Here is a 21,283-nt window from a genome sequence, read left to right as displayed (position 1 = left end):
TTTATGCCCGGGCGCTGTGCGCCCGGGTCATCTCTTGCAGGTGCTATCAGGTAATGATGTGTTGCTGGTTAACAAGCTCGTCGTAGGTGGTCTGAACGCCATCAAGCGTAACGAGCGTGGTATTAGTGTAGGTGCCTCCCGCACCGTCACGGTCGATGGAGATCACGGTATTGCCATTACTATTAGTGACATGGAGATAATTCCCCAGCGTCGCGGCGCTACCGTTCCAGCCCACCAGCAGATCGCCGATGTCGATTTTGTCCCCCTGCGCCAGCGAGAAGCCGGTCCAGTGATCGCCCGCGGTGCTGCTGACGTTACCTGCCGTAGCATTCCCCACGGTACTGTTCAGCACCTGGTAAATCAGCGTATCGCCGTAGGCCGTACCGGTGATGGCGTCGTTATGTTCCGAGCTGATGAACTGCGGCGCCATATTGATGGTCAGCGTGGCGCTGTCCGTTCTCCCGGTAGCGTCGGTCAGGGTGTAGTTGAAGGTCTCCTTCGACGTCATGGATGAGAGCGATACCCCGCTGTTGAGGGTATAGGTGTAATGGCCGTCAGCGCCGATCGCCAGGACGCCGTAATGGCCGGTGATGTTCACCGTTGCGCTGCCGGTATACGGATCCAGCGTGGTGGTCACGCCGTTGTACCCGGTCACGCTCAGACGGGTATCCACCGAGTGGAGCTGATCCAGCACGCCGCCAGAATCGGTACCGTCAAAGATATTGCCGTTGACGGTGTGGCTGCCGGTGACGTCGAAATCACTCAGCGAGTAGGTGGTGCCGTTCACGCTTGGCGTAATGGTAATGTTCCCCACGCTCAGCCCCGGTACGCTACCGGTAAAGTTCAGCGTATAGGTCCCGGCGTTCAGATCCAGCCCGGTGAGCGGGATGTCGATACTGCCGCCCAGCAGTGAGCCGCCGCTGAAGGAGCCGCTGCGGATCACGCCCGAGCCGTCGCTGATGGACCAGTTTACCGTCAGCCCGCCCAGCGCCAGCAGCGAGGCCACGTTAAAGTGGAGCGACACGTTGTGCAGCGCGGTGTTCGCGTCGACCACGAAGGTTCCGCTGCCGGAGCCCTGGGTTGACGAGAGCAGGGCCGTCGTCCAGCTGGCGGTGCCCACGGTCGTATCCGAGTATGCCGACGTGTGGTGCACCGAGGTGAGGTCCATCGTGGCGCTGACATCGTTCACCGCATCCATCGCCCGGGGGGTTGGGGTGATGTTGAGCGATGCCGTATCCTTCGAGCCGTCAGGCGCGGTAACGGTGTAGACGAAGGTATCCGGCGTGCTGATATGGTCCGCTCCCACGCCGCTTCTCAGGGTGTAGGTGTACTGTCCGGACGAATTGATGGTCAGCGTGCCGTATTCCCCCTGAATGGTGGTGGTTCCACTGCTGTTGACCGCCACGCCGTTCACTTCGGTGACCAACGTGCCTGGAGGAACTGGGTCATTCGCCAGCACGTCGCCCGTGGTGGTTTCGCTGATGCTCGCCACGCTGTAGACATGATCCTGCAGGACGCTCAGCGTGTAGCCCGTCAGGACGGCGATCCCCGATGCGGTATTGAGTAAGAACAGGTACTCCCCGGCCGGCAGATTCAGCGTCAGCTGGGATGACGAGCCTCCCAGCAGCGGAGCGCGCAGCCAGCCCGACTCGACGCGAACCTGCTCGAAGGTCTGGGTGGCGTTGTTGAACTTATAGACGTACAGATCGAACACCGACGCCAGCGCCACGCCGCCCACGGAGGCCTGGATGGTCATGGTGCGGGTCGTGCCTTCCTCCACGTTGTAGATAATCGGGTTGGTCATGTCGTCCAGCAGGTTAAGCCCCAGCGTGCTGCCGAGATTAATGCCCACCAGGGTAAAACCGTTCTGAGACGAGGCGCCGTTATTAATCTCGCTCACGGTGGTGTCAAAGGTCAGCGAGGCCGTATCGTCCACCGCCACAATGCCGTTGATTACCGTACCGGCACCCAGAGACAACACCAGCTGCGCCGACGCGCTGACGCCGTTATGGGTGATGGTGTAGGTGAAGTTCTCCGTCCGGCCAACGACCGCGGCGCTGGTGTCGGTCAGGTTGTAGGTGTAGCTGCCGTCGCGGTTGATGGTCAGCGTACCGTATTTGCCCTGGATCACCGTGCCGTCGGCGTTCACGCTGGTGGTGACGCCCTGGGCGTTAGTGACTGCGGAAACGGTGGTTCCGGCCGGCGCGTTGTCGCTGCCGGCTGTCGGGTCCGTATCGAGGATCACGTTGCCGTTGAGGCTGGTATCGCCCGTGACCGTACCCGGACCGGTCTCTTTCACCGCCACGTCGAGGCTGGTGTAGGAGCCGGTTGCCAGCAGGTTGGTGTTGTAGCTGAGCACGCGATAGTTGCCGTCGGCCAGCCCGGTCAGGTTCAGCGATACGCCGGTTGCGCCGAGGGTCAGGAGATCGGCAAACTGCGGTTGGCCGGTATCCACCACGGTGGTCCAGGCGCCGTTGACGTAATGCTGAACCACCAGCTCAAGGGTGTTGAGCAGAGAGAGCACCGCACCCGTGGCGTTGGCGTTCACCACGATATCCGCACTGCCGCCGCTGCCCACCGTGAAGTTGACCTGGGCCGTATCATTGCCCAGCAGCGTCAGGACGTTGCCCACGGCGCCAACCAGCAGGAAGCCGTAATCGCTGTACTGGCTGTTGGTCACGGTTGCCGTGGTGCTGAGGTTCAGCTCTTCGACGTTATTGCTGGCGGAGAGCGGCACCACCGGCGCAAGGGCGGAGCCCGGCAGCGAGGTGTTGCCCGCGGCGTCGGTGGCGGTGATCTGCAGCGTCTGGCCTTCGGTCTGTTTGTTAATGAAGGTGTAGGTGTAGGTGCCGTTGCTGCCCGCAATGGCGGTCACCGTCGAGCCGTCCGCAAGGCGGATCGCGACGGTGCTGCCTGCTTCCGCAGTCCCGGTCAGGACGCTACCGTCGGCGTTGAAGGTCCCGGTCGGCGCCGTTGGAGCGGTCGTATCGACGATAATCGTCGTCACGGCTGACGCCACGCTGGTGTTGCCCGCCGCATCGGTGGCCGTGGCGGTGAAGTTATGCGTGCCTTGCGCCAGCGTGGTGGTTTGCGGCAGGGTCCAGTTGCCGCTGCCGTCGGCGGTCACCGTGCCCACCAGCGTGATGCCATCGTAGATCCGCACCGTGGCATTCGCTTCGGCCGTCCCGCTCAGCGTTGGGCGCGTGTCGTTGGTCGGATTCGTACCGGTCACCGGGCCGGTAACGCTGCCGACGTCATCAATCACTGAAATGATGGTCGGCGCGCCCGGCGCGAGGGTATCGACGTTAATCACGTACCCGGCGGTCGGCGCGCTGGCGTTGCCCACCGCATCGGTGGCGGTAAAGGTTAAATTGTGCGGACCGTTGCCCAGCGCCGGGGATGGCGTAAAGCTCCACGCCCCGCCGGTCGCCGTCACGCTGCCGATTTGTACGCCGTTATCGAAGATTTTCACCGTCGACCCGGCTTCCGCCGTACCGCTGAGGGTTGGCTGCGCGTCGTTGGTGAACCCGCCGTTCGCCACCGGCGTCGCCGCATTGCCCACGTCATCCAGAATGCTGGTCAGCACCGGCAGCGCAGGCGGCGTGGTGTCGACGGTGAGGCTAAAGCTGGTGGACGACACGCTGGTGTTGCCTGCCGCATCCGTCGCCTGCGCGGTGAAGCTGTGCGCGCCAGCGGTCAGCGTGGTGTTGAGCAAGATACTCCAGCTTCCGTTGCCATCCGCGGTGCCCGTTCCGACAAGGGTAGTTCCCTCATAGATCTTCACGGTGGCAAACGGTTCGCTGGTTCCGACAAGGCGCGGTACCGTATCGTCGGTTGTTTGCCCGGACGTAAGCGGGCCGGTGATGGTGCCCACGTCGTCTATCGCCTGGCTGATAACCGGCGCGTTCGGTGCGGTGGTATCCACAATCAGGGTAAAGTCCGGCGAGTTCAGGCTGACGTTGCCCGCTGCATCGGTGACCGTGGCGGTCCAGGTATGGCTGCCGTTGGTCAGCGGCGTTGACGGCGTAAAGCTCCATGCGCCGGTACCGTCCGCCTGAACGGTGCCGACCGGCTGCCCGTTCTCATACACGGTGACCGTGGCGTTGGCGGTCGCGGTGCCGTTTAGCGTCGGCGTGGTGTCGTCGGTGCTCTGCCCGGAAGAGAGCGAAGTTTGAATGCTGCCCGCGTTGTCACCCGCGGTCGAAATGACCGGCGCCGACGGCACGCCCGTATCCACCGTCAGGTTAAACGGTGTCGTCGTGCTGCCGGTATTGCCAGCCACGTCGGTGGCATTGAAGGTGATGGCGTGTGGACCTTCGCCCAGATCGGTACCCGGGGTGAAGGTCCAGATGCCCTGGGCATTCACCACCGCAGTGCCAATTTCGTTGCCATCAACGATCACGTGCACGGTAGAACCCACCTCGCCCGTACCGTTGAAGGTTGGGCGCGCGTCGTTGGTGCTGTTACCCGACGTGAGCGCCCCGGTGACCGGACCGACGTCGTCAATCACGCTGGTCACCACCGGTACGCCGGGAGCTGCGGTATCAATGGTAAAGGTGAAGACCGATGAGTTAGCCGAGGCGTTGCCTGCGGTATCCGTTGCATACGCGCGCAGGGAGTAGCTGCCGTCGCCCAGCGGCGCGGTCGGCGTAAAGGACCAGTTCCCGCTGCCGTCAACGATCGTCGTGCCAATCTGCGTGCCGTTATTCATGATGTGAATCGTGCTGCCCGCCTGCCCGGTGCCGCTGATGGTCGGGGTGCTGTCGTTGGTCACCTGGCCGCTGGTGAGGTTACCCTGGACGCCGCCAGGGACGTTGTCGCTCACATTATCCAGCGTCGGAACCGTCGGTGCCGTCAGGTCAACCACCACGCTCCAGGGAGCTGAGACCGCGCTGACGTTGCCCAGCGGATCGGTCGCCCGGACGGTGAAGCTGTGCGAGCCTTCGCCGAGCGCGGTGTCAGGAGTAAACGTCCACGCGCCGGTGCCGTCAGCCGTTACCACGGCAATCTGCGTGCCGCCGTCGAAAATGGTCACCACGCTGTTTGCGTCCGCTGTGCCCGAAAGGGTTGGCGTGGCGTCGTTCGTCTCGGTGCCGCTGACCACCGTGGTGGCGGCGTTACCGACGTTATCCGTGACGTTGGTGATGACCGGCGTGGCGGAAACGGAGTCCACCACGACGGTGAAGCCCGCCGAAGGACCGCTCTGATTCCCCGCCGGATCGGTCTCGCGGATGGTCAGGATATGGTTGCCTTCAGTCAGGACGGGCGTGGTGTAGCTCCAGGTGCCCGTATTGCCGACCTCCGCGGTCCCCAGCAGCACGCCGTTGTTGTAGATGGAGATGGTATCGCCCACCGCGCCGGTGCCGGTGAGGGTCGGCTGGTTGTCGTTGGTGGTCTGGCCGCTGGTCAGCGGGCCGGTGCCCGGACCGACGTCGTCAATCACCGCGCCGATAGCCGGCGTGCCCGGTGCTGTGAGGTCGACGGTGACGCTGGCCGCCGGAGAGCGGCCGCTGGTCTGGCCGTTGAGGGTCGCCGTTACCTCAAAGGTGTGCAGCCCCTCGCCAAGCGCGGCTGGCGTATAGCTCCAGTTGCCGCTGCCGTCGGCGGTCACCGTCGTCAATGGCGTCGCGCTACCGTCCTGATAGATGGTTATGAGGCTGCCCGCTTCGGCCGTACCGGTAAGCGTTGGCGTGGTGTCATTAGTGGTTTTGCCTTTCACATCGCCAGTAATCGGGTCTGCGTTATCGACGATCGCCGTGATGACGGGCACCTGCGGCAGGTCGAGCGGTGAATCGACGACGACAAAAGGCACGCCCGCGCTGGCATTCCCTGCGGCATCCGTAGCGGTCACGGTTAGCGTGGTCGGATCCAGCTGCGCCGGGCTCAGCGCAATGGAGAAACTGCCGTCGCTGCCGACAACGCCGGTACCAATGACCGTGGAACCGTTTGTCACGGTAATGATGCTTCCCACGTCACCGGTACCGGTCAGCGGTGTTCCTTCATCAGCCAGCAGCATGTTGCCCGGATCTGCCGGGGCGACGGTATCTACCGTCACGCTCAGCGGCGCTGAACTGCCTGAGAGATTACCCGCGGGGTCGCGGGAAGAGACGGTGAAGGTATGCGGGCCATCCGGCAGCGTCGTGTCGGCAGTCCAGCTCCAGGTGCCGCCCGGCTGGACCGTCACCAGCACCGTAGATGGCGTGCCGTCTACGGAAACGATAACCGTGGTACCGGGTTCACCGGTCCCGGTAAGGGTTGGCGTGCCGTCCTTCGTGTAGAGCACGTTATTTGACAGCTGGCTGTCAGCTACGGCGTTAATGACGGGGACCTCTGGCGCAACGGTATCGAGGGTAACGGTAAAGACCGAACTCGGCGCGCTGAGGTTGCCCGCTGCGTCCACGCCCGCCACGGTAATGTTGAGCGGACCGTCCGTTTGCGTTGGAAGCGTCAGGTTCCATTCCCCGTTAGCCACCACGACACGGCCCGCTTCGACGCCGTTGTTGTAGACGATCACCGTCTCACCGTTAACGCCGGTTCCGCCCACTGTCGGTGTGGTATCCGTGATGTAGCCACCGTTCGGCTCACCGCCCACTGCACTAATCACCGGCGTAGCCGGCGCCAGGGTATCCACGATGATGGTAATCGCTGGAGAAGGGTCAGAGACGTTGCCCGCTTCATCGGTGGCGGTGGCGGTATAGGCGTGGCTGCCCTCGGCAATGTCGCTGCCAGGGCGCCAGCTCCAGTTGCCGCTGCTGTCTACCGTGACGGTGCCCACGACGGTCGATATGCCGTTGACGGTGTCAGTGATGTTGATGACGTCGTTCGGCGTACCGGTGCCGCTCAGGACCGGGCGCGGATCGTTGGTGGTTCCGCCATCGGGAACGGGGCCGGTGATCTGGGTGACGCTGTCGGTGACGGTCGGTGCCGCAGGCGTAGCCGGCGCTTCGGTATCAATGGTGATGGTTACCGGCTGCGACGGGGCGCTTTCGTTGCCCGTGCCGTCCACGTTGGTGACGGTCAGGGTGATGTCATAGGTACCGCCGGACAGTGGGGGTGATGGCGTCCACGACCAGCTGCCGGTACTGTCCACGACAGCGTCGCCGATTTTGGCGCCGTTGTTGTAGATCGTCACGGTATCGCCCGCCGTGCCGGTACCGCTCAGGGTTGGCGTGGTGTCGCGGGTGGTTTCGCCCGGGTTTAGCGTTGTAGCTGTTCCGTCAGGATTGACGGTGATGGCCGGGACGTCCGGCGTGGCAGGCGCGACGGTATCTACCGTCAACACAAACGGGCTGGAGATGGTGGTATTGCCTGCGGCATCCGTGGCGTGAACCGTCAGGGAATGCGGGCCGTCGGTGAGCGGGGTTACGGGCGTAAAGCTCCAGCCTCCGCTGCCGTCGAGGGTGGCGGTACCGAGCAGGGTGGCGCCGTCATAGACGGTGATCGCCGCATCAGCCGGGGCGGTGCCCTGCAGCAGCGGTTTGGTGTCATCCGTGGTATCGCCGCTGATGAGCGTGCCCTGAACGCCGCCGACGTCATCGGTCACGGTGGCGATGGTTGCCGCCCCAGGCGGCGTGGTATCGACGGTCAGGGTGAAGCCACCTGACGGCTGGCTGGTGTTACCCGCCGCATCGGTGGCGACAACGGTAAAGGTATGAGGCCCGCTGCCAAGAGGCGTGGTGAGGGTATAGGTCCACGTGCCGTTGTCGTCGACCAGGACCGTGAAAAGATCGGTGCCATCCAGGCGGATGGTGACGCTTGAGCCAGGCTCAGCCGTGCCGTTGAGCGTCGGCGTGGTGTCGTTGGTGCTGTCGTTGGGGTTGAGCGCGCCGAGGCGTTCCGGCACATCATCCAGCACCTGGGTAATGACCGGGGCGGCAGGCGCGACGCTGTCAATCGTCAGAGTCCAGGTGTTGGAGACGCCGCTGGTGTTACCTGCCGCATCGGTCGCGACGGCGGTCAGGGCGTGCGGACCCTCACCGATCGGCGAGGAAGGCGTAAAGATCCATACGCCAAGACCATTCGCGACGGTCGTACCAATAGCAACACCGTCCACGCGCACGGTGACCGTCGCGTTTGCTTCGGCGGTACCGCTGAGTGTCGGGGTGGCGTCGTTAGTGGTCTCATAAATGTCGAGCGAGCCGGTGCGACCGGGAACATCGTCCACAACTTGTGAAATCACCGGGGCGCCGGGTGCCGTGCCGTCGACGTTAATTGTCCACGGGTCTGATAACCCGCTCGGGTTACCGGCGGGATCCGTCGCCTTCGCGGTCAGCACCCAGGTGCCATCGGTCAGCGGTGCGGGCGGCGTAAAGCTCCACAGGCCGGAGGAGGGAACAACCGTCGTACCGAGGACATCGCTGCCGTTATAAATCGTGATGGTCGAGCCCGCTTCGCCCGTCCCGTTGACGGTCGGGGCCCGGTCGTTGGTGAGGCCGTTCTGGCCCACGGGGCCGGTGGTGGCCTGCACGTCATCCATCACCGACACGATAATTGGCGTCTGCGGTGGGGTAATATCCGGTGACGCAGCGGAGGTTGCGGGCCCCGTGTTGCCCGCCGTGTCGGTGGCGTCAGCGGTCAGGATTTCGCCGTTGAGCTTCGGCGGGGTCAGCGTCAGGCTAAAGTTCCCTTCGCTGTCGGCAACAACAGTGCCAAGGGTGACATTGCCTTCACGGATGGTCACCGTGCTGCCAGCTTCCGCGATGCCGCTGATGGTGCCGCCATCATTCGACACCACGAGATTACCCGGGGCAGACGGCGGCGTGGTGTCCACGGTGAAGATGACGGGCTCTGAGGTCGCGCTCAGGTTTCCGGCGGCATCGGTTTCAGTGACGGTTATAGAGTGTGTCCCGTCCGGAAGCGGGCCGTTCGGCGTGACGCTCCAGGTGCCGTTGGGCAATACCGTCGTTGTGCCAACCACCACGCCGTTATCGTAGATGGTGATGGTTCCGCCGGGCTCGCCGGTTCCCGCGAGGATGGGCAGTGAAGCATCGGTTGGCGCGACAGACGTGATGGTTCCCTTGATAAGGCCCGTATCGTCGGTCAGCACAATCGCGCTCGGCGCGTCCGGCGGAGTAAGATCCACTGTAAGGGTAAACACCGGCGACGCTGGCCCGGTGTTGCCGGCGGCGTCGGTTGCCCGCACGGTAATCTGGTGAGTGCTTTCGCTCAGATCAACCGACGGGGTAAAGGTCCAGGTGCCGTTGCTGGCGACGACCGCTGTACCAATGGCGACCCCGCCGTCATAAATCGTCACGGTCGAGCCCGCTTCGCCGGTGCCGGTAAGCTGCGGGCGCTGATCGTTGGTGCTGCCGCCGTTGCTGACTGCTCCCGTCTGCGGGGCGATATCATCCGTTACGCTGGTGATTGCTGGCGCATCGGGCGCGGTGGTGTCCGGCGCGTTGAGCGTTGTGCCCGGGCTGGTATTCCCGGCGTTATCCGTGGCGGTGGCGGTCACCTGCTCGCCGTTGGTCAACGGTGCGCCGAGAGAGACGGTAAAGCTGCCGTCGCTGCCCGTTTTTCCTGTGCCAATGACGTTGCCGTTCGCGTCTCTCAGCGTGATGGTACTGCCGGGTTCTGCGGTACCGGTGACGGTTTTGCCATCTGAAGAGAACTTAAGGCCGGAAGGCGCGTTCGGTGCTGTCGTATCCGCATTGGCCGAATTGTTACTGCCGCCACTATCACCGCCGCCGGTGCTTGCCGCCGCCGCGATGCCGCCCGCGGCGGCAATGCCGCCCAGTGCCCATGGCCAGATGGCGGCACCGCCGGCGTCGCTCCCGGAGGCCGCAAGCAGCACGTCCGTGGACGCGATAGATTCGTACGTGGCGGCTCCGGTCGGATCTTCAATCCACCATAATGCGCCGTTGCTGTCCTGCAGTACCAGCTGGCTGACGCCCTGCGCGTCCGTGACGTAGAAGTTTTTAAGGGTGATCACCTCGCCGGAGTGCAGCGTAACCAGCAGATCGTTACCGTTTCGCGCGAAGTGGGAGACGCTCGCTCGCTCGACATTAAGCTCAACGATAGAGGAATGGCTCAGGGTAACCTGTGTGCCTTCCGTGGTCGTTTCCACGCCAGTAAGTTTCGATATAACAGAGATTTGGCTCATTTAGGCATTACTCCAGCAGATGTGTCATGAACGGCGAGCAAGACGAGCCATCTCTGCAGAAGGTAAAGGGCGCCCCCGGCGCAGTCGCTGTTATTACGCAGCACTGACCGTTGTTTTTAGCGCGCACGATGCCCGCCAGAATTCAGAGTGGCAACATCAGAGCGAATCTAATGACTTATAAAAGTGAACAATTTTTATGGGTGTTTTGTATCGTGTAAAACCCTGTAATTAATAGAGGAATTATTTTTTAGAATATAAAAATGATATAGACAGAAAACGAAGGTTGTGCAAATTAAGCTTTCGTAAATAAGTGCCAAAACAATGAAGAGGGCATTAATGTATTGGGGTGGTTAATAATTTACTTGGCTCAACCTTTTGTTTTATATCATTTTAGTTTTAACCTGTGACGTTGATTCTGAATATGATTTACGCAGTATGATAATTGGTAGGGGACATTTTTAATATAATATAAAACGTTATTGTTTAAGCGCGCTTAATATGCATTTAAGTTAGGGTAACGTTTTTGATATAAGATATATTATGTCACTCACACAATAAAATATATTCTTATGCAGGCTTAAAACTCTGCTATCACGCGAAAATAATAGCGTTAAGTAAAGGGTAAAATAACCTGATTTATTTCCATTGGTGCTACGACGTCAGCATGATTTTGCGACAGCAAAAAATTCACGGGGAGAATGAATAAAAATCGTCAGTCGGGCGTTTACTGACGTCACTTCCTTCTTACCCTGGAGCTTTATATGAACACGATCTCGTTTCGTTTGATCCCGGTGCTGATTTTTTCCCTGCTGTCCCCCCTGGCGCTGGCAATGGGCAATAATAGTACCGAGAGCAAAACGCCCGATTGTCCTTCCGGACAGGTGTATGACAGCGCCACCCAGAAATGCGTGCCGGACAAAAGCAGCAGCCTCAGCGACCAGGACAAAACCAACTATGCGTACCATCTCGCGAAGAAAGGCGAGTACCAGGCGGCGCTGAACCTGCTTGATTCGCTGAAAAATGGCAATACGGCTGAAGCGTGGAACTATCGCGGGTTCGCCACGCGCAAGCTTGGCCGCACGGACGAAGGGATTGGTTACTACCAGCGCGCGCTGGCTATCGCACCGGATTATGCCAAAGCCCGGGAATACCTCGGTGAAGCGTGGATGGTAAAAGGACGTCCTGACCTCGCGAAAGAACAGCTGAAGGTGATTGCCGGTATTTGTGGCCAGTCCTGCGAGGAGTACCGTGACCTGCAGGCCGCCATCAACGGACATCCGGAATCCTGATTTTCTCGTGGAGGGAAAACACATCGCTACCAGTGAGGTTCGTCAACAGTTAGCCGCACACCTGCCGCGTCTCTGGCGCTATGGGCTGGTGCTGTCGCGAAACAGGGATATCGCCGAAGAGCTGGTTCAGTCCACCTGCGTGCGTGCGCTTGAAAGGAGCAGCCAGTATACGCCGGGCACGCGCATCGACAGGTGGCTGTTCGCGATACTGCACTCCATCTGGATCTCTGAGCTTCGGGCACGACACGTGCGTCAGGGGCAGGGATTTGTGGCCAGCGACGAGCTTCTGGCGCCGGATACCCGCGAACAGGATGAGACGCGCCTGCATTACATGAAGGTGATGCAGCGCGTCAACGCGCTGCCTGAAGCCCAGCGCAACGCGGTATTTTTGGTTTATGTCGAAGGCTTTACCTACCAGGAGGCGGCGGACACTCTGGCGGTGCCTGTCGGTACCGTGATGAGCCGGCTGGCGACGGCGCGGGCTCGGCTTGCCAGATCCGCTGACGCACTGCCTCCGGCAAAGGAGAAACGCTCTTGAACTCGCACCGTTTTGCACCGCCCTATAACGACGACGCTATCGTGGCATGGATAGATGGCGAGATGTGCCGCGTCGACGCGCAGCAATTTGAAGAACAGTTGAAAAGTGACGAACGCCTCTCCGGGCGAACTAACGAACTGATGAAAAGCAGCCAGGATTTCGCCGGGGCGTTTGCCCACATGCTGGATGAGGCGCCACTTGAGGCAATGCAGGCGCGTCTGGCGGCACTTCCCGATCCACAATCCTCCACGCCGGCTGGCGTCAGCAGGCGGGCGCTGATCGCCGCGTCGGTCAGTTTTTTGATGGTCGGATCCGGGCTGGACTACCTGCTGCGGCCCGCTTCCGCGCCAGCGGATGAGAACGCTCATATTCGCGACCTCGAAGCGCAATATATGTCCCTGTATAGCGTTGAGACGCTGCTGGATATGGACAGCGCAACGCCGGTCCTGCAGCGCGGGCTGGAACGAGCCGCGCAGGACATCGGCATCAAGCTGCACATGTCGCAGCTTGTCCTGCAGGGGGCAGAGCTGAAAATGGTGCGAATGCTGCGCTATGAAACCACCTCGATCGCGCAGATTGCCTGGATCAACGCCGACTACGGCCCGATGGCGCTCTGTATCTCTCCTGTAGATGAGAAGACTATGGCCTCTCTGCGCCAGGAGCAGCGGCACGGCATGAACCTGGCGTGGTGGCAGGAGGCGGGCTACCAGTTTGTCCTGATTGGCCGCAACCCGCCGTCTCACCTGCGGGGAAACGCGGAGCAGCTACAGCGCCTCATCTCAGGATGACGGCACGTCGTTCGTCTGAATGGCAATAGCGATGGCAATACGATCGTCCACGACCAGCGCAAACTTATCCATCCCGTAGGCCGCGCGCGAGATCGCCGTCGTGGCATCCAGCGTGAGGGCCTGCGCTTGCGGGTCTTTCACGACAGCCTCCAGGATCACCGGGCGGGCGATGTTTCGTACGGTCAGCGTGCCGAACACCCTGAACCGCCCGTCGCCCTGGGCGACCACGCGAGAGCTGATGAACTCGATCGTCGGGTAGCGCTCGGATTCAAAAAACATATCGCTTTTCAGCTGCCAGGTGAGCAGCTTGTTTGAGGCTACGAGAGTCGCTACGGGAATAGTGACGTGAATATGGTCGTCGACGTCGTTTTCCGGGTTGAGCGTCACGGCGCCCGTCACGCCGCTGAACGTCGCCCAGGAGAGGATGCCGCCGAAGGCATGCCACGACAGCCGAATGGCGGTGTTATTGGCGTCAATTATGTAGCTCTTCGGGGCAGCCGTCGCCCACGGACAAATCAAAACAAGCACTATCACCAGGCGTCGCAGCATCTCAGGATCTCTTTTAGGGGGGCAGGGAGTAAACGCGTCACCCCCGGGATCTATTCGGCTTTGTTGACGTTATTTCAACCGGAGCGCGATAACCGGACCTGGTGACAAGTGTAGCCTTGAGAACGCAGAGCTGCGGGGAATAAAAAAGGCCGCTTGCGCGGCCTTTCGAAGGGATTATTCAGTGACTTTCTTTTCCAGCTCGCTGGCACCTTCTTTGGTTTTGTTCCAGCCTTTCTCAGCGCCTTCTTTGGTGGCATCCCACCCTTTCTCGGTGCCTTGTTTGGTTTTATGCCAGGCTTTCTGGGAATCTTCGCTGACCTTGCTGCCCAGGCTCTCGCTTTTACCTTCTGCAGCATGCTTCTGTTTCAGCTTCAGCTCTTCACCTTTGTTCTGCTCTTCGTGCAGTTTTTGCTTCGCCTCGTTGGCGTTTGCGTTCGCCGCAGCGACGGTATCGTCAGTTGCATGTGTGGTCGCAGCAAATACTGGGGAAGCCAGCAGAACGGCAGATAATGCGATAATTGTTTTTTTCATAATATCCTCATTTAACGTTATCGGTTATGAGCGTGATTCAGCATGGCACAGGCGAAACGGGATGGCTTTAGGAAAAAACTGTAATGAGATCAATGTGCCCTGATGAGGGATATTTCGCCTGAGGATTATCCAAAGGATAAAAAGCCTATTTCAGCAAGGGCGGCGAGAGTCAGGAGAATGAAGATAATAACGGTTATGGGTCTGTACATGGTGGGGTTCCTTCCGGGTTGAGCGGCTATTCCGTAGCGCTGGGTGGTGTGGGTAATTTTGCACAGGAGATGCGGGAAGGGGGTTGATGTTTGTCAAAGGGATGGACGGAACTGTGGGAATGGGGCACAAAAAAGCCCGCAAGGCTTGCGCCGTGCGGGCTCTTAGGACTTCATCGGATGACTCTGGTAATCACCGATGGAGAATTTTGGTGGAGCTGGCGGGAGTTGAACCCGCGTCCGAAATTTCTACATCCTCGGTACTACATGCTTAGTTTGTCTTTACATTCGCACGCCAGCTGCGGACAGACACGCCACTAACGAACTAGCCTGATTAGTTTTAACGCTTCAACCCCAGGCAGGGCTTCCACGCGATCTCTTTTGGGTTTGACCTCTCTTTGATCCCCGTCTTAAGAGCGGAAGCTAGGGAGAGAGGGCTCAGAGCAGGTTATTAAGCTGCTAAAGCGTAGTTTTCGTCGTTTGCGACTATTTTTTTGCGGCTTTTAACGAGGCAAACCGCCCCTCGGCATGCACCTTGGGTTTCGCAAATCCCGTCGAATCCAGAATCAGCCCCAATAGTGTTGGACTAAGTATACCAGATTTCACTTCCTGGATACCAGCCCGGAACGCTAACTTATTGAATAGTACAATAAGTGTGCAGAATCAACGTCCTGCGTTTTTCATGATGCGCGCTTTATCAAGCTGCCACTCGCGCTCTTTCAGGTCAGTACGTTTGTCGTGCTGTTTTTTACCTTTTGCGACGCCAACTTTCACTTTGCACCATGCGTTTTTCCAGTACAGCGACAGGGCTACCACGGTGAAACCTTCACGGTTGATGCGTCCGTAGAGGGATTCCAGCTCACGCTTGTTCAGCAGCAGCTTGCGGGTGCGCGTTGGGTCACACACGTAGTGTGAGGAGGCGACGGTCAGCGGCGTAAAGTTCGCGCCGAACAGGAAGGCTTCGCCATCTTTCAGGATCACGTAGCTATCGCCGATGTTGGCTTTCCCGGCGCGCAGCGATTTTACTTCCCAGCCCTGCAACGCAAGGCCAGCTTCGAATTCTTCTTCAATGAAATACTCGTGGCGAGCACGCTTGTTGAGCGCAATGGTCGCCGAGCCTGGTTTATGTGCTTTTTTCTTCGTCATAAGTGTCGTAAAGCCGTCGGTAATCTGATTTCAAAAAGTCACCTCATTGCGTCCTGTGAGGTCTAACGCGCTATCTTAGCACGAGATGAGGCTTAGCGTTTTTTTAACAGGTGATAAATGTTATTATTTGTCCGTTGTGTGACCATGGGAAATGCTATGCCTCAGATTAGCCGTACTGCGCTTGTGCCTTACAGCGCGGAACAAATGTATCAGTTAGTGAACGACGTTCAGTCTTATCCAGAATTTATTCCGGGGTGCACCGGGAGCCGCGTTCTGGAGTCCGGCCCGACGCAGATGACTGCGGCGGTGGATGTCTCCAAAGCGGGGATCAGCAAGACGTTCACCACCCGCAATACGCTGACCAGCAATCAGAGTATTTTGATGCATCTGGTGGATGGTCCGTTTAAAACCCTGATGGGGGGCTGGAAGTTTACGCCGCTGAGCGCTGACGCCTGTCGCATCGAGTTCCAGCTGGACTTTGAATTTACCAATAAGCTGATTGAGCTGGCGTTTGGCCGCATCTTTAAAGAGCTGGCCTCGAATATGGTTCAGGCGTTCACCACCCGCGCCAAAGAGGTTTACAGTGTCGCATAAGATTGCTGTAGAAGTAGTGTATGCGCTGCCGGAGAAGCAGTATCTGCAGCGCGTGACGCTGGAAGAGGGGGCAACCGTTGAGGTGGCTATCCGCGCGTCCGGCATCCTCGAACTTCGCAGCGATATCGACCTGGCGAAAAATAAGGTCGGGATTTATAGCCGTCCGGTGAAGCTGGGTGATGTGCTGAAAGAGGGCGACCGGGTTGAGATTTATCGCCCGCTGATTGCTGACCCGAAAGAGCTGCGACGTCAGCGTGCGGAGAAATCGGGTAAGTAGCGTGTTTTCCCCTCACCCTGACCCTCTCCCCAAAGGGGCGAGGGGATAAAAGAAGAACAAAAAAGGTGCTCAATGAGCACCTTTTTGCATTTCTGAGTTCTGATTACTTGGTCAGGGCAGGCTTGTTGTCGATGTTGGTCAACACACCGGCGCTGCTGAAGGTCAGCGTCAGGGTCTGCTGGGTCGCATCTTCGTGGCCCGGCTTCTGACGGAATACATAGAACCAGGTGTTAGTGCCGAACGGATCGGACATCATCGGGGTTCCCAGTGCATAAGCGACCTGCTGTTGTGTCATCCCCACACGGATTTTAGACACATCGTTAGGGGTAAGGTAGTTCCCCTGGTTGATGTCAGGACGGTAAACCACTTTCTCCAGAGTGGAACAGCCTGCGGTCAACATCAGAAGAACCGCTGCGGCAGCGGTCAGCATTTTACAACGCATAGTGATTTGATTCCTTTTCGGGCCCGAGCAGAACGCGGCTCATATGTAATATGCCGATGATAATAGACCTTGCCCCACTTTGAAACCGGTCTGGCGGCGTTTTTGTTGTTCTGTATGACCCTGAGATCCCGAAAAAGTTTATGCCGCCAGCAGTTCTTTCGCGTTCGCGAGCGTATTGCGTGTGACTTCGCTGCCGCCGAGCAGGCGAGCCAGCTCCTGCAGACGCGCACGTTTATCCAGCGGCTTCATGTGCGTTTCGGTCATTTCACCGTCGGTTTCTTTGCTGACGATAAAGTGATGATGACCACAGCCCGCGACCTGCGGCAGGTGGGTGACACACATCACCTGCGTTGATTCGCCTAGCTGGCGCAGCAGTTTGCCCACCACCGCTGCCGTTGGGCCGCTGATGCCGACATCCACTTCATCGAAAATCAGCGCCGGGGTTTCCATTTTACGCGCGGTAATCACCTGAATCGCCAGCGCAATACGCGAAAGTTCACCACCGGAGGCCACTTTGGAGATAGCCTGCAGCGGCTGCCCCGGGTTGGTGGTGACGCGGAACTCAATGCGGTCCGCACCTTCCGCCGTCAGGTGGTTCTCTTCAAAGCGAACATCGATGGTGAAGATGCCGTGCGGCATCGCCAGCGTGTGCATGCTGTCGGTGATGTGCTGGCTTAGCTCCTGAGCGTAATGCTGACGGATTTCATGCAGCTTTTGCGCTGTCGCCAGCGCCTGTTCATGATGCAGGTTCACCGCGAGAGAGAGGGTCTCCTGCGAGTCAGCCTGATCGTCAAGCTGCTGCTGTTCTTCCAGCAGAGACTGATAGAATCCTGGCAGCTCTTCCGGCGTGACGTGGTGCTTGCGCGCCAGTGAAATTTGACGGGAAATGCGCTGCTCCAGCTCAAACAGACGGTTCGGGTCGAGATCCAGACGTTCACAGTAGTGGCGCAGTTCGTCACTGGCTTCGGAGATCTGAATCGCCGCTTCTTCCAGCATATCCAGGACGCCAGAAAGCTTGCTGTCCATGCCGACCAGTTCGGTAATGAGCTGGCGGACGTTATACAGCTGGCTCTGCAGGTTCAGGTCTTCGCCGTCCGCCAGCAGGTTGAGCGCATTCTGGCTGGTTGAGAGCAGGTGGCCGCTGTTCGCCAGACGTTTGTACTCTTCGTCGATTTGCTCAAACTCACCCGGCTGCGGGTTGAATTCGTTCAGCTCTTTAAGCTGGTACGCCAGCAGCTCCGCACGTGCGGCGCGCTCCTGGCTTTGCTGCTGGTGCTGGGCGAGCTCGCGGCAGCTCTGATGCCACTGGCGATAGTGCTCCGCCATAAGCTGAGTAAGCGCGTACTCACCCGCATAGCCATCGAGCAGCGCTTTCTGCTGTTCAGGTTTGACGAGTTGCTGGTGCGCGTGCTGACCGTGGATCTGGATAAGCAGTTGGCCGAGTTCGCGAAGCTGGGAGAGCGGAACCGCCGTGCCGTTGATAAAGCCACGTGAACGACCGTCGCTGCTGATCACGCGGCGAAGTAAACACTCACGTCCATCTTCAAGCTGGTTCTGTTCCAGCCAGCGCTGGGCGGCAGGGGTGTCTTTCAGGGAGAAACGGGCGCACAGGTCGGCACGGTTTGCGCCCATGCGCACCATATCGCCCTCTGCGCGGCCGCCAAGGCACAAGCCGAGGGCATCAATGGCAATGGATTTACCTGCACCGGTTTCCCCGGTGATCGCCGTCATGCCGCTGTGGAAATCGATCTCAAGCTCACGAACAATGGCAAAGTTGCTGATGGTCAGTTGTGCCAGCATAATTGTTTTCCTGTATGAAAAACCATAACTGTGTTTTCATACAGTATAAACTGGTTTTTTATACAGTAAAGTACTGGATGCAAAATCAGAACAATTTTTTTGACCAGCCAAGCTTCGAGCTTAATGTGTTGAAATAGCTGTAATCTTTCGGGTGAATCAGATTCAGGTGGTAATCACACCGACGAATAAGGACATCTTCACCTTCCTGGATCGGCAGCGCTATCTGGCTGTCGCAGCTGATCTCCAGGTCGTTACGGCGGTGCGAGAAGCGCAGACGTATCGTGCTGTCGCCGTTGATGACCAGCGGGCGGGCGGAGAGCGTGTGCGGAAACATCGGCACAAGGGTGATGGCATCCAGCGAAGGCGTCAGAATCGGGCCGCCGGCAGAAAGCGAGTAGGCGGTTGAGCCGGTCGGGGTGGAGATAATCAGCCCGTCGGAACGCTGGGAAAAAGCAAAGATTTCGTCGATGTAAACTTCGAATTCAATCATGTGCGCCACTTTCCCGGGGTGAAGAACCACCTCGTTAATTGCGGTACTGATGCGCTTCTGACAGTCCTGCTGGCACACCTGCGCTTCCAGTAAAAAGCGTTTCTCACTGATATAGTGGCCTTCCAGCACGTCGGCCAGCTGCTGCTGCGCATTGTCCGGGTCGAGGTCGGTTAAAAAGCCGAGATTGCCACGGTTGATGCCGATGACCTTAATGTCATAACGCGCCAGCGTGCGGGCCGCGCCGAGCATGTTGCCGTCGCCGCCCACCACCACGGCAAGATCGGCCTGTTGACCAATTTCCGCCAGCGTGCCGGTTTTGACGCTCTTCAGCTGCAGCTCCTGCGCAATCTGCTGCTCGACCATCACTTCATAGCCTTTGCTACACAACCAGCGATACAACATTTCATGTGTCGTTAGTGCGGTAGGGTGACGCGGATGCCCGACGATCCCAATACACCTGAAATGATTATTCATTTTCTGGAGGTCCTTGTGCCTGATGAATGATGACAATCTGTCTTGTTCCCTTGAATCCCGGAAACTGATCCCCATAATAAGCGAAGTTAGCGAGATGAATGCAGAAAAACGCGGAGAAATTCATGAGTAGTAAAGAACAGAAAACGCCTGAGGGGCAAGCCCCTGAAGAAATTATCACGGAACAGCACGATGAAGTTGAGGCTGTAGAGCCAGACGCATCTGCTGAGCAGGTGGACCCGCGCGATGAAAAAATTGCGAATCTGGAAGCCCAGCTGGTAGAAGCACAGAATCGCGAACGCGATGGTGTTCTGCGCATCAAGGCGGAAATGGAAAACCTGCGTCGTCGTACCGAGCAGGACGTTGAGAAGGCGCATAAATTTGCGCTGGAAAAATTCGTCAACGAACTGCTGCCGGTAATTGATAGCCTCGATCGCGCGCTGGAAGTGGCTGACAAAGCGAATCCGGACAACGCGGCGATGATCGAAGGTATTGAACTGACGCTGAAGTCCATGCTCGACGTGGTGCGTAAGTTTGGCGTGGAAGTGATTGCCGATACCAACGTACCGCTGGATCCAAACGTTCACCAGGCGATTGCAATGGTGGAGTCCGAAGAGGTCGAAGCCGGTAAAGTGCTGGGCGTGATGCAGAAAGGTTACACCCTGAACGGCCGTACCATTCGCGCTGCGATGGTGACCGTGGCGAAAGCGAAAGCGTAATTTGCCATTCGTAGTGCCGGGTGGCGGTTTCGCCTTACCCGGCCTACAGCCTTACTCAGCGATACTTTCGCGCAGGGGTTTTACGGGCAGGACTTTCACCTGCTTAATCATATTGTCCTGCACGTCCAGGATATCAATATCGTACTGCTCAATGCGCACCCGCGTGCCCGCCGCCGGGATCTCTTCCAGCGCTTCCAGAATCATCCCGTTAATCGTGCGAGCCTCATCTTCCGGCAAATGCCAGTTAAAAGCTTTGTTGAGTTCGCGAATGTTCGCGCTACCGTCAATCAGCACCGAGCCGTCGTTTTGCGGGGTAACCTCTTCCGCGAGGGAAGGCGACATTGACGTAGTAAAGTCCCCGACAATCTCTTCCAGAATATCTTCGACCGTCACCAGCCCCTGAATGTCGCCGTACTCATTGACCACCAGGCCGACTTTTTTCTTGTTGCGCTGGAACTTCACCAGCTGCGTGCTGAGCGGCGTACCTTCCGGCACGTAGTAAATCTCGTCGGCGGCGCGCAGCATTACCTCTTTGGTGAACTCTTTTTTCTCGGTCATCAGACGGTAGGCTTCGCGCACGCGAAGCATGCTGATGGCGTCATCCAGCGAATCGCGATACAGCACAATGCGCCCGTGCGGGGAGTGCGTCAGCTGGCGGACGATGGCTTTCCAGTCGTCATTAATGTCGATACCGACGATTTCGTTACGCGGCACCATAATGTCGTTGACGCTCACCTTTTCCAGATCCAGCACTGACAGGAGCATGTCCTGATTGCGCCGGGAGATCTGCGAGCGGGATTCATTCACGATGGTGCGCAGCTCCTCTTTGCTGAGCGCGCTGCTGATGGTGACATCGGCTTTGATCCCCACCATCCGCATCAGTACGCGCGTCACCATGTTCAGCAGCCAGACCAGGGGCATCATCAGGATCTGCAGCGGTGCCAGCAGGAAGCTGCTCGGGTAGGCGACTTTCTCCGGGTAAAGCGCGGCGATGGTTTTCGGCAGCACTTCGGCAAACACCAGTACCACAAACGTCAGCACGCCGGTGGCAATCGCCACCCCGGCGTTGCCGTACAGGCGCATCCCAACGATGGTGCCGAGGGCGGAGGCCAGAATGTTGACGAGGTTGTTGCCGATGAGCACCAGGCTTATCAGGCGATCCGGCTTGCGAAGCAGTTTTTCAACGCGACGAGCGGCACGGTTACCCTGTTTAGCACGATGACGTAACCGGTAGCGGTTTAAGGTCATCATGCCGGTTTCCGAGCCGGAGAAATAGGCGGAGATGACCACCATGACGATCAGGATAACGATCAGCGTGGTGGTAGAGATGTGTTCCAGGGG

At 58.8% G+C, this 21,283-nt stretch carries 14 protein-coding genes and 1 other RNA gene; 6 read left to right on the top strand and 9 right to left on the bottom strand.

Annotated features, from left to right (window positions below):
• Nucleotides 1-46: 46 nt before the first annotated feature.
• On the bottom strand, nucleotides 47-10,102 hold the full coding sequence (locus ACERY3_RS18385) for a BapA/Bap/LapF family large adhesin (RefSeq protein ID WP_373226216.1): 10,056 nt from the start codon (nucleotides 10,100-10,102) through the stop codon (nucleotides 47-49).
• Nucleotides 10,103-10,863: 761 nt separating this feature from the next.
• Here ACERY3_RS18385 and ACERY3_RS18380 point away from each other — a divergent pair.
• From ACERY3_RS18380 to ACERY3_RS18370, 3 genes are read left to right on the top strand one after another with little or no spacing between them, the layout of a single operon-like run.
• On the top strand, nucleotides 10,864-11,391 hold the full coding sequence (locus ACERY3_RS18380; protein ID WP_033146334.1) for a tetratricopeptide repeat protein: 528 nt from the start codon (nucleotides 10,864-10,866) through the stop codon (nucleotides 11,389-11,391).
• A 7-nt stretch (nucleotides 11,392-11,398) separates the two neighbouring features.
• The gene (locus ACERY3_RS18375; RefSeq protein WP_081318797.1) at nucleotides 11,399-11,929 is read left to right on the top strand and encodes an RNA polymerase sigma factor; all 531 of its coding nucleotides are present in this window, start codon (nucleotides 11,399-11,401) and stop codon (nucleotides 11,927-11,929) included.
• Nucleotides 11,926-12,717: an anti-sigma factor gene (locus tag ACERY3_RS18370; RefSeq protein ID WP_058841112.1), complete on the top strand. Its 792-nt coding sequence runs from the start codon at nucleotides 11,926-11,928 to the stop codon at nucleotides 12,715-12,717. The genes ACERY3_RS18375 and ACERY3_RS18370 overlap by 4 nt, the downstream gene beginning before the upstream one ends.
• Here the strand turns inward: ACERY3_RS18370 and ACERY3_RS18365 are convergent.
• The 4 genes from ACERY3_RS18365 to smpB form a co-directional block, all read right to left on the bottom strand.
• On the bottom strand, nucleotides 12,709-13,266 hold the full coding sequence (locus ACERY3_RS18365) for a YceI family protein (protein WP_039263443.1): 558 nt from the start codon (nucleotides 13,264-13,266) through the stop codon (nucleotides 12,709-12,711). The genes ACERY3_RS18370 and ACERY3_RS18365 overlap by 9 nt on opposite strands.
• Nucleotides 13,267-13,440: 174 nt before the next feature.
• Nucleotides 13,441-13,797: a hypothetical protein gene (locus ACERY3_RS18360; RefSeq protein WP_029740047.1), complete on the bottom strand. Its 357-nt coding sequence runs from the start codon at nucleotides 13,795-13,797 to the stop codon at nucleotides 13,441-13,443.
• 416 nt (nucleotides 13,798-14,213) lie between these two features.
• Nucleotides 14,214-14,577: a transfer-messenger RNA gene (ssrA, locus tag ACERY3_RS18355) on the bottom strand.
• Nucleotides 14,578-14,666: 89 nt separating this feature from the next.
• Entirely contained in the window at nucleotides 14,667-15,149 is a 483-nt protein-coding gene (gene smpB, locus ACERY3_RS18350; RefSeq protein WP_008502505.1) for an SsrA-binding protein SmpB, read from the bottom strand.
• Between the two features lie 156 nt (nucleotides 15,150-15,305).
• On the opposite strand from smpB, the gene ACERY3_RS18345 reads away from it, so the two are divergent.
• Nucleotides 15,306-15,743, top strand: coding sequence for a type II toxin-antitoxin system RatA family toxin (locus tag ACERY3_RS18345; protein ID WP_024908332.1), 438 nt, complete (start codon nucleotides 15,306-15,308; stop codon nucleotides 15,741-15,743).
• Nucleotides 15,733-16,020: an RnfH family protein gene (locus ACERY3_RS18340; protein ID WP_064673557.1), complete on the top strand. Its 288-nt coding sequence runs from the start codon at nucleotides 15,733-15,735 to the stop codon at nucleotides 16,018-16,020. Before ACERY3_RS18345 ends, ACERY3_RS18340 begins: the two co-directional genes overlap by 11 nt.
• A gap of 103 nt (nucleotides 16,021-16,123) precedes the next feature.
• Here the strand turns inward: ACERY3_RS18340 and bamE are convergent, their stop codons facing one another.
• The 3 genes from bamE to nadK form a co-directional block, all read right to left on the bottom strand.
• Nucleotides 16,124-16,462, bottom strand: a complete 339-nt coding sequence (bamE, locus tag ACERY3_RS18335) for an outer membrane protein assembly factor BamE (protein ID WP_008502502.1) — start codon at nucleotides 16,460-16,462, stop codon at nucleotides 16,124-16,126.
• A 138-nt stretch (nucleotides 16,463-16,600) separates the two neighbouring features.
• Complete coding sequence (recN, locus tag ACERY3_RS18330) at nucleotides 16,601-18,262, bottom strand: DNA repair protein RecN (protein ID WP_373226215.1); 1,662 nt, start codon at nucleotides 18,260-18,262, stop codon at nucleotides 16,601-16,603.
• A gap of 85 nt (nucleotides 18,263-18,347) precedes the next feature.
• On the bottom strand, nucleotides 18,348-19,226 hold the full coding sequence (nadK, locus tag ACERY3_RS18325) for an NAD(+) kinase (RefSeq protein ID WP_008502500.1): 879 nt from the start codon (nucleotides 19,224-19,226) through the stop codon (nucleotides 18,348-18,350).
• Between the two features lie 122 nt (nucleotides 19,227-19,348).
• Here nadK and grpE point away from each other — a divergent pair, with 122 nt between their 5' ends.
• Entirely contained in the window at nucleotides 19,349-19,942 is a 594-nt protein-coding gene (gene grpE, locus ACERY3_RS18320) for a nucleotide exchange factor GrpE (RefSeq protein WP_023333122.1), read from the top strand.
• A gap of 51 nt (nucleotides 19,943-19,993) precedes the next feature.
• Here grpE and ACERY3_RS18315 read toward each other — a convergent pair whose 3' ends face one another.
• Nucleotides 19,994-21,280, bottom strand: a complete 1,287-nt coding sequence (locus ACERY3_RS18315; RefSeq protein WP_025759264.1) for an HlyC/CorC family transporter — start codon at nucleotides 21,278-21,280, stop codon at nucleotides 19,994-19,996.
• Between the last annotated feature and the right edge of the window lie 3 nt (nucleotides 21,281-21,283).

This window comes from Enterobacter cloacae complex sp. ESBL7, assembly GCF_041679625.1.
Classification (GTDB): domain Bacteria; phylum Pseudomonadota; class Gammaproteobacteria; order Enterobacterales; family Enterobacteriaceae; genus Enterobacter; species Enterobacter asburiae_B.
This window is presented reverse-complemented; position numbering and strand designations above follow the sequence as displayed.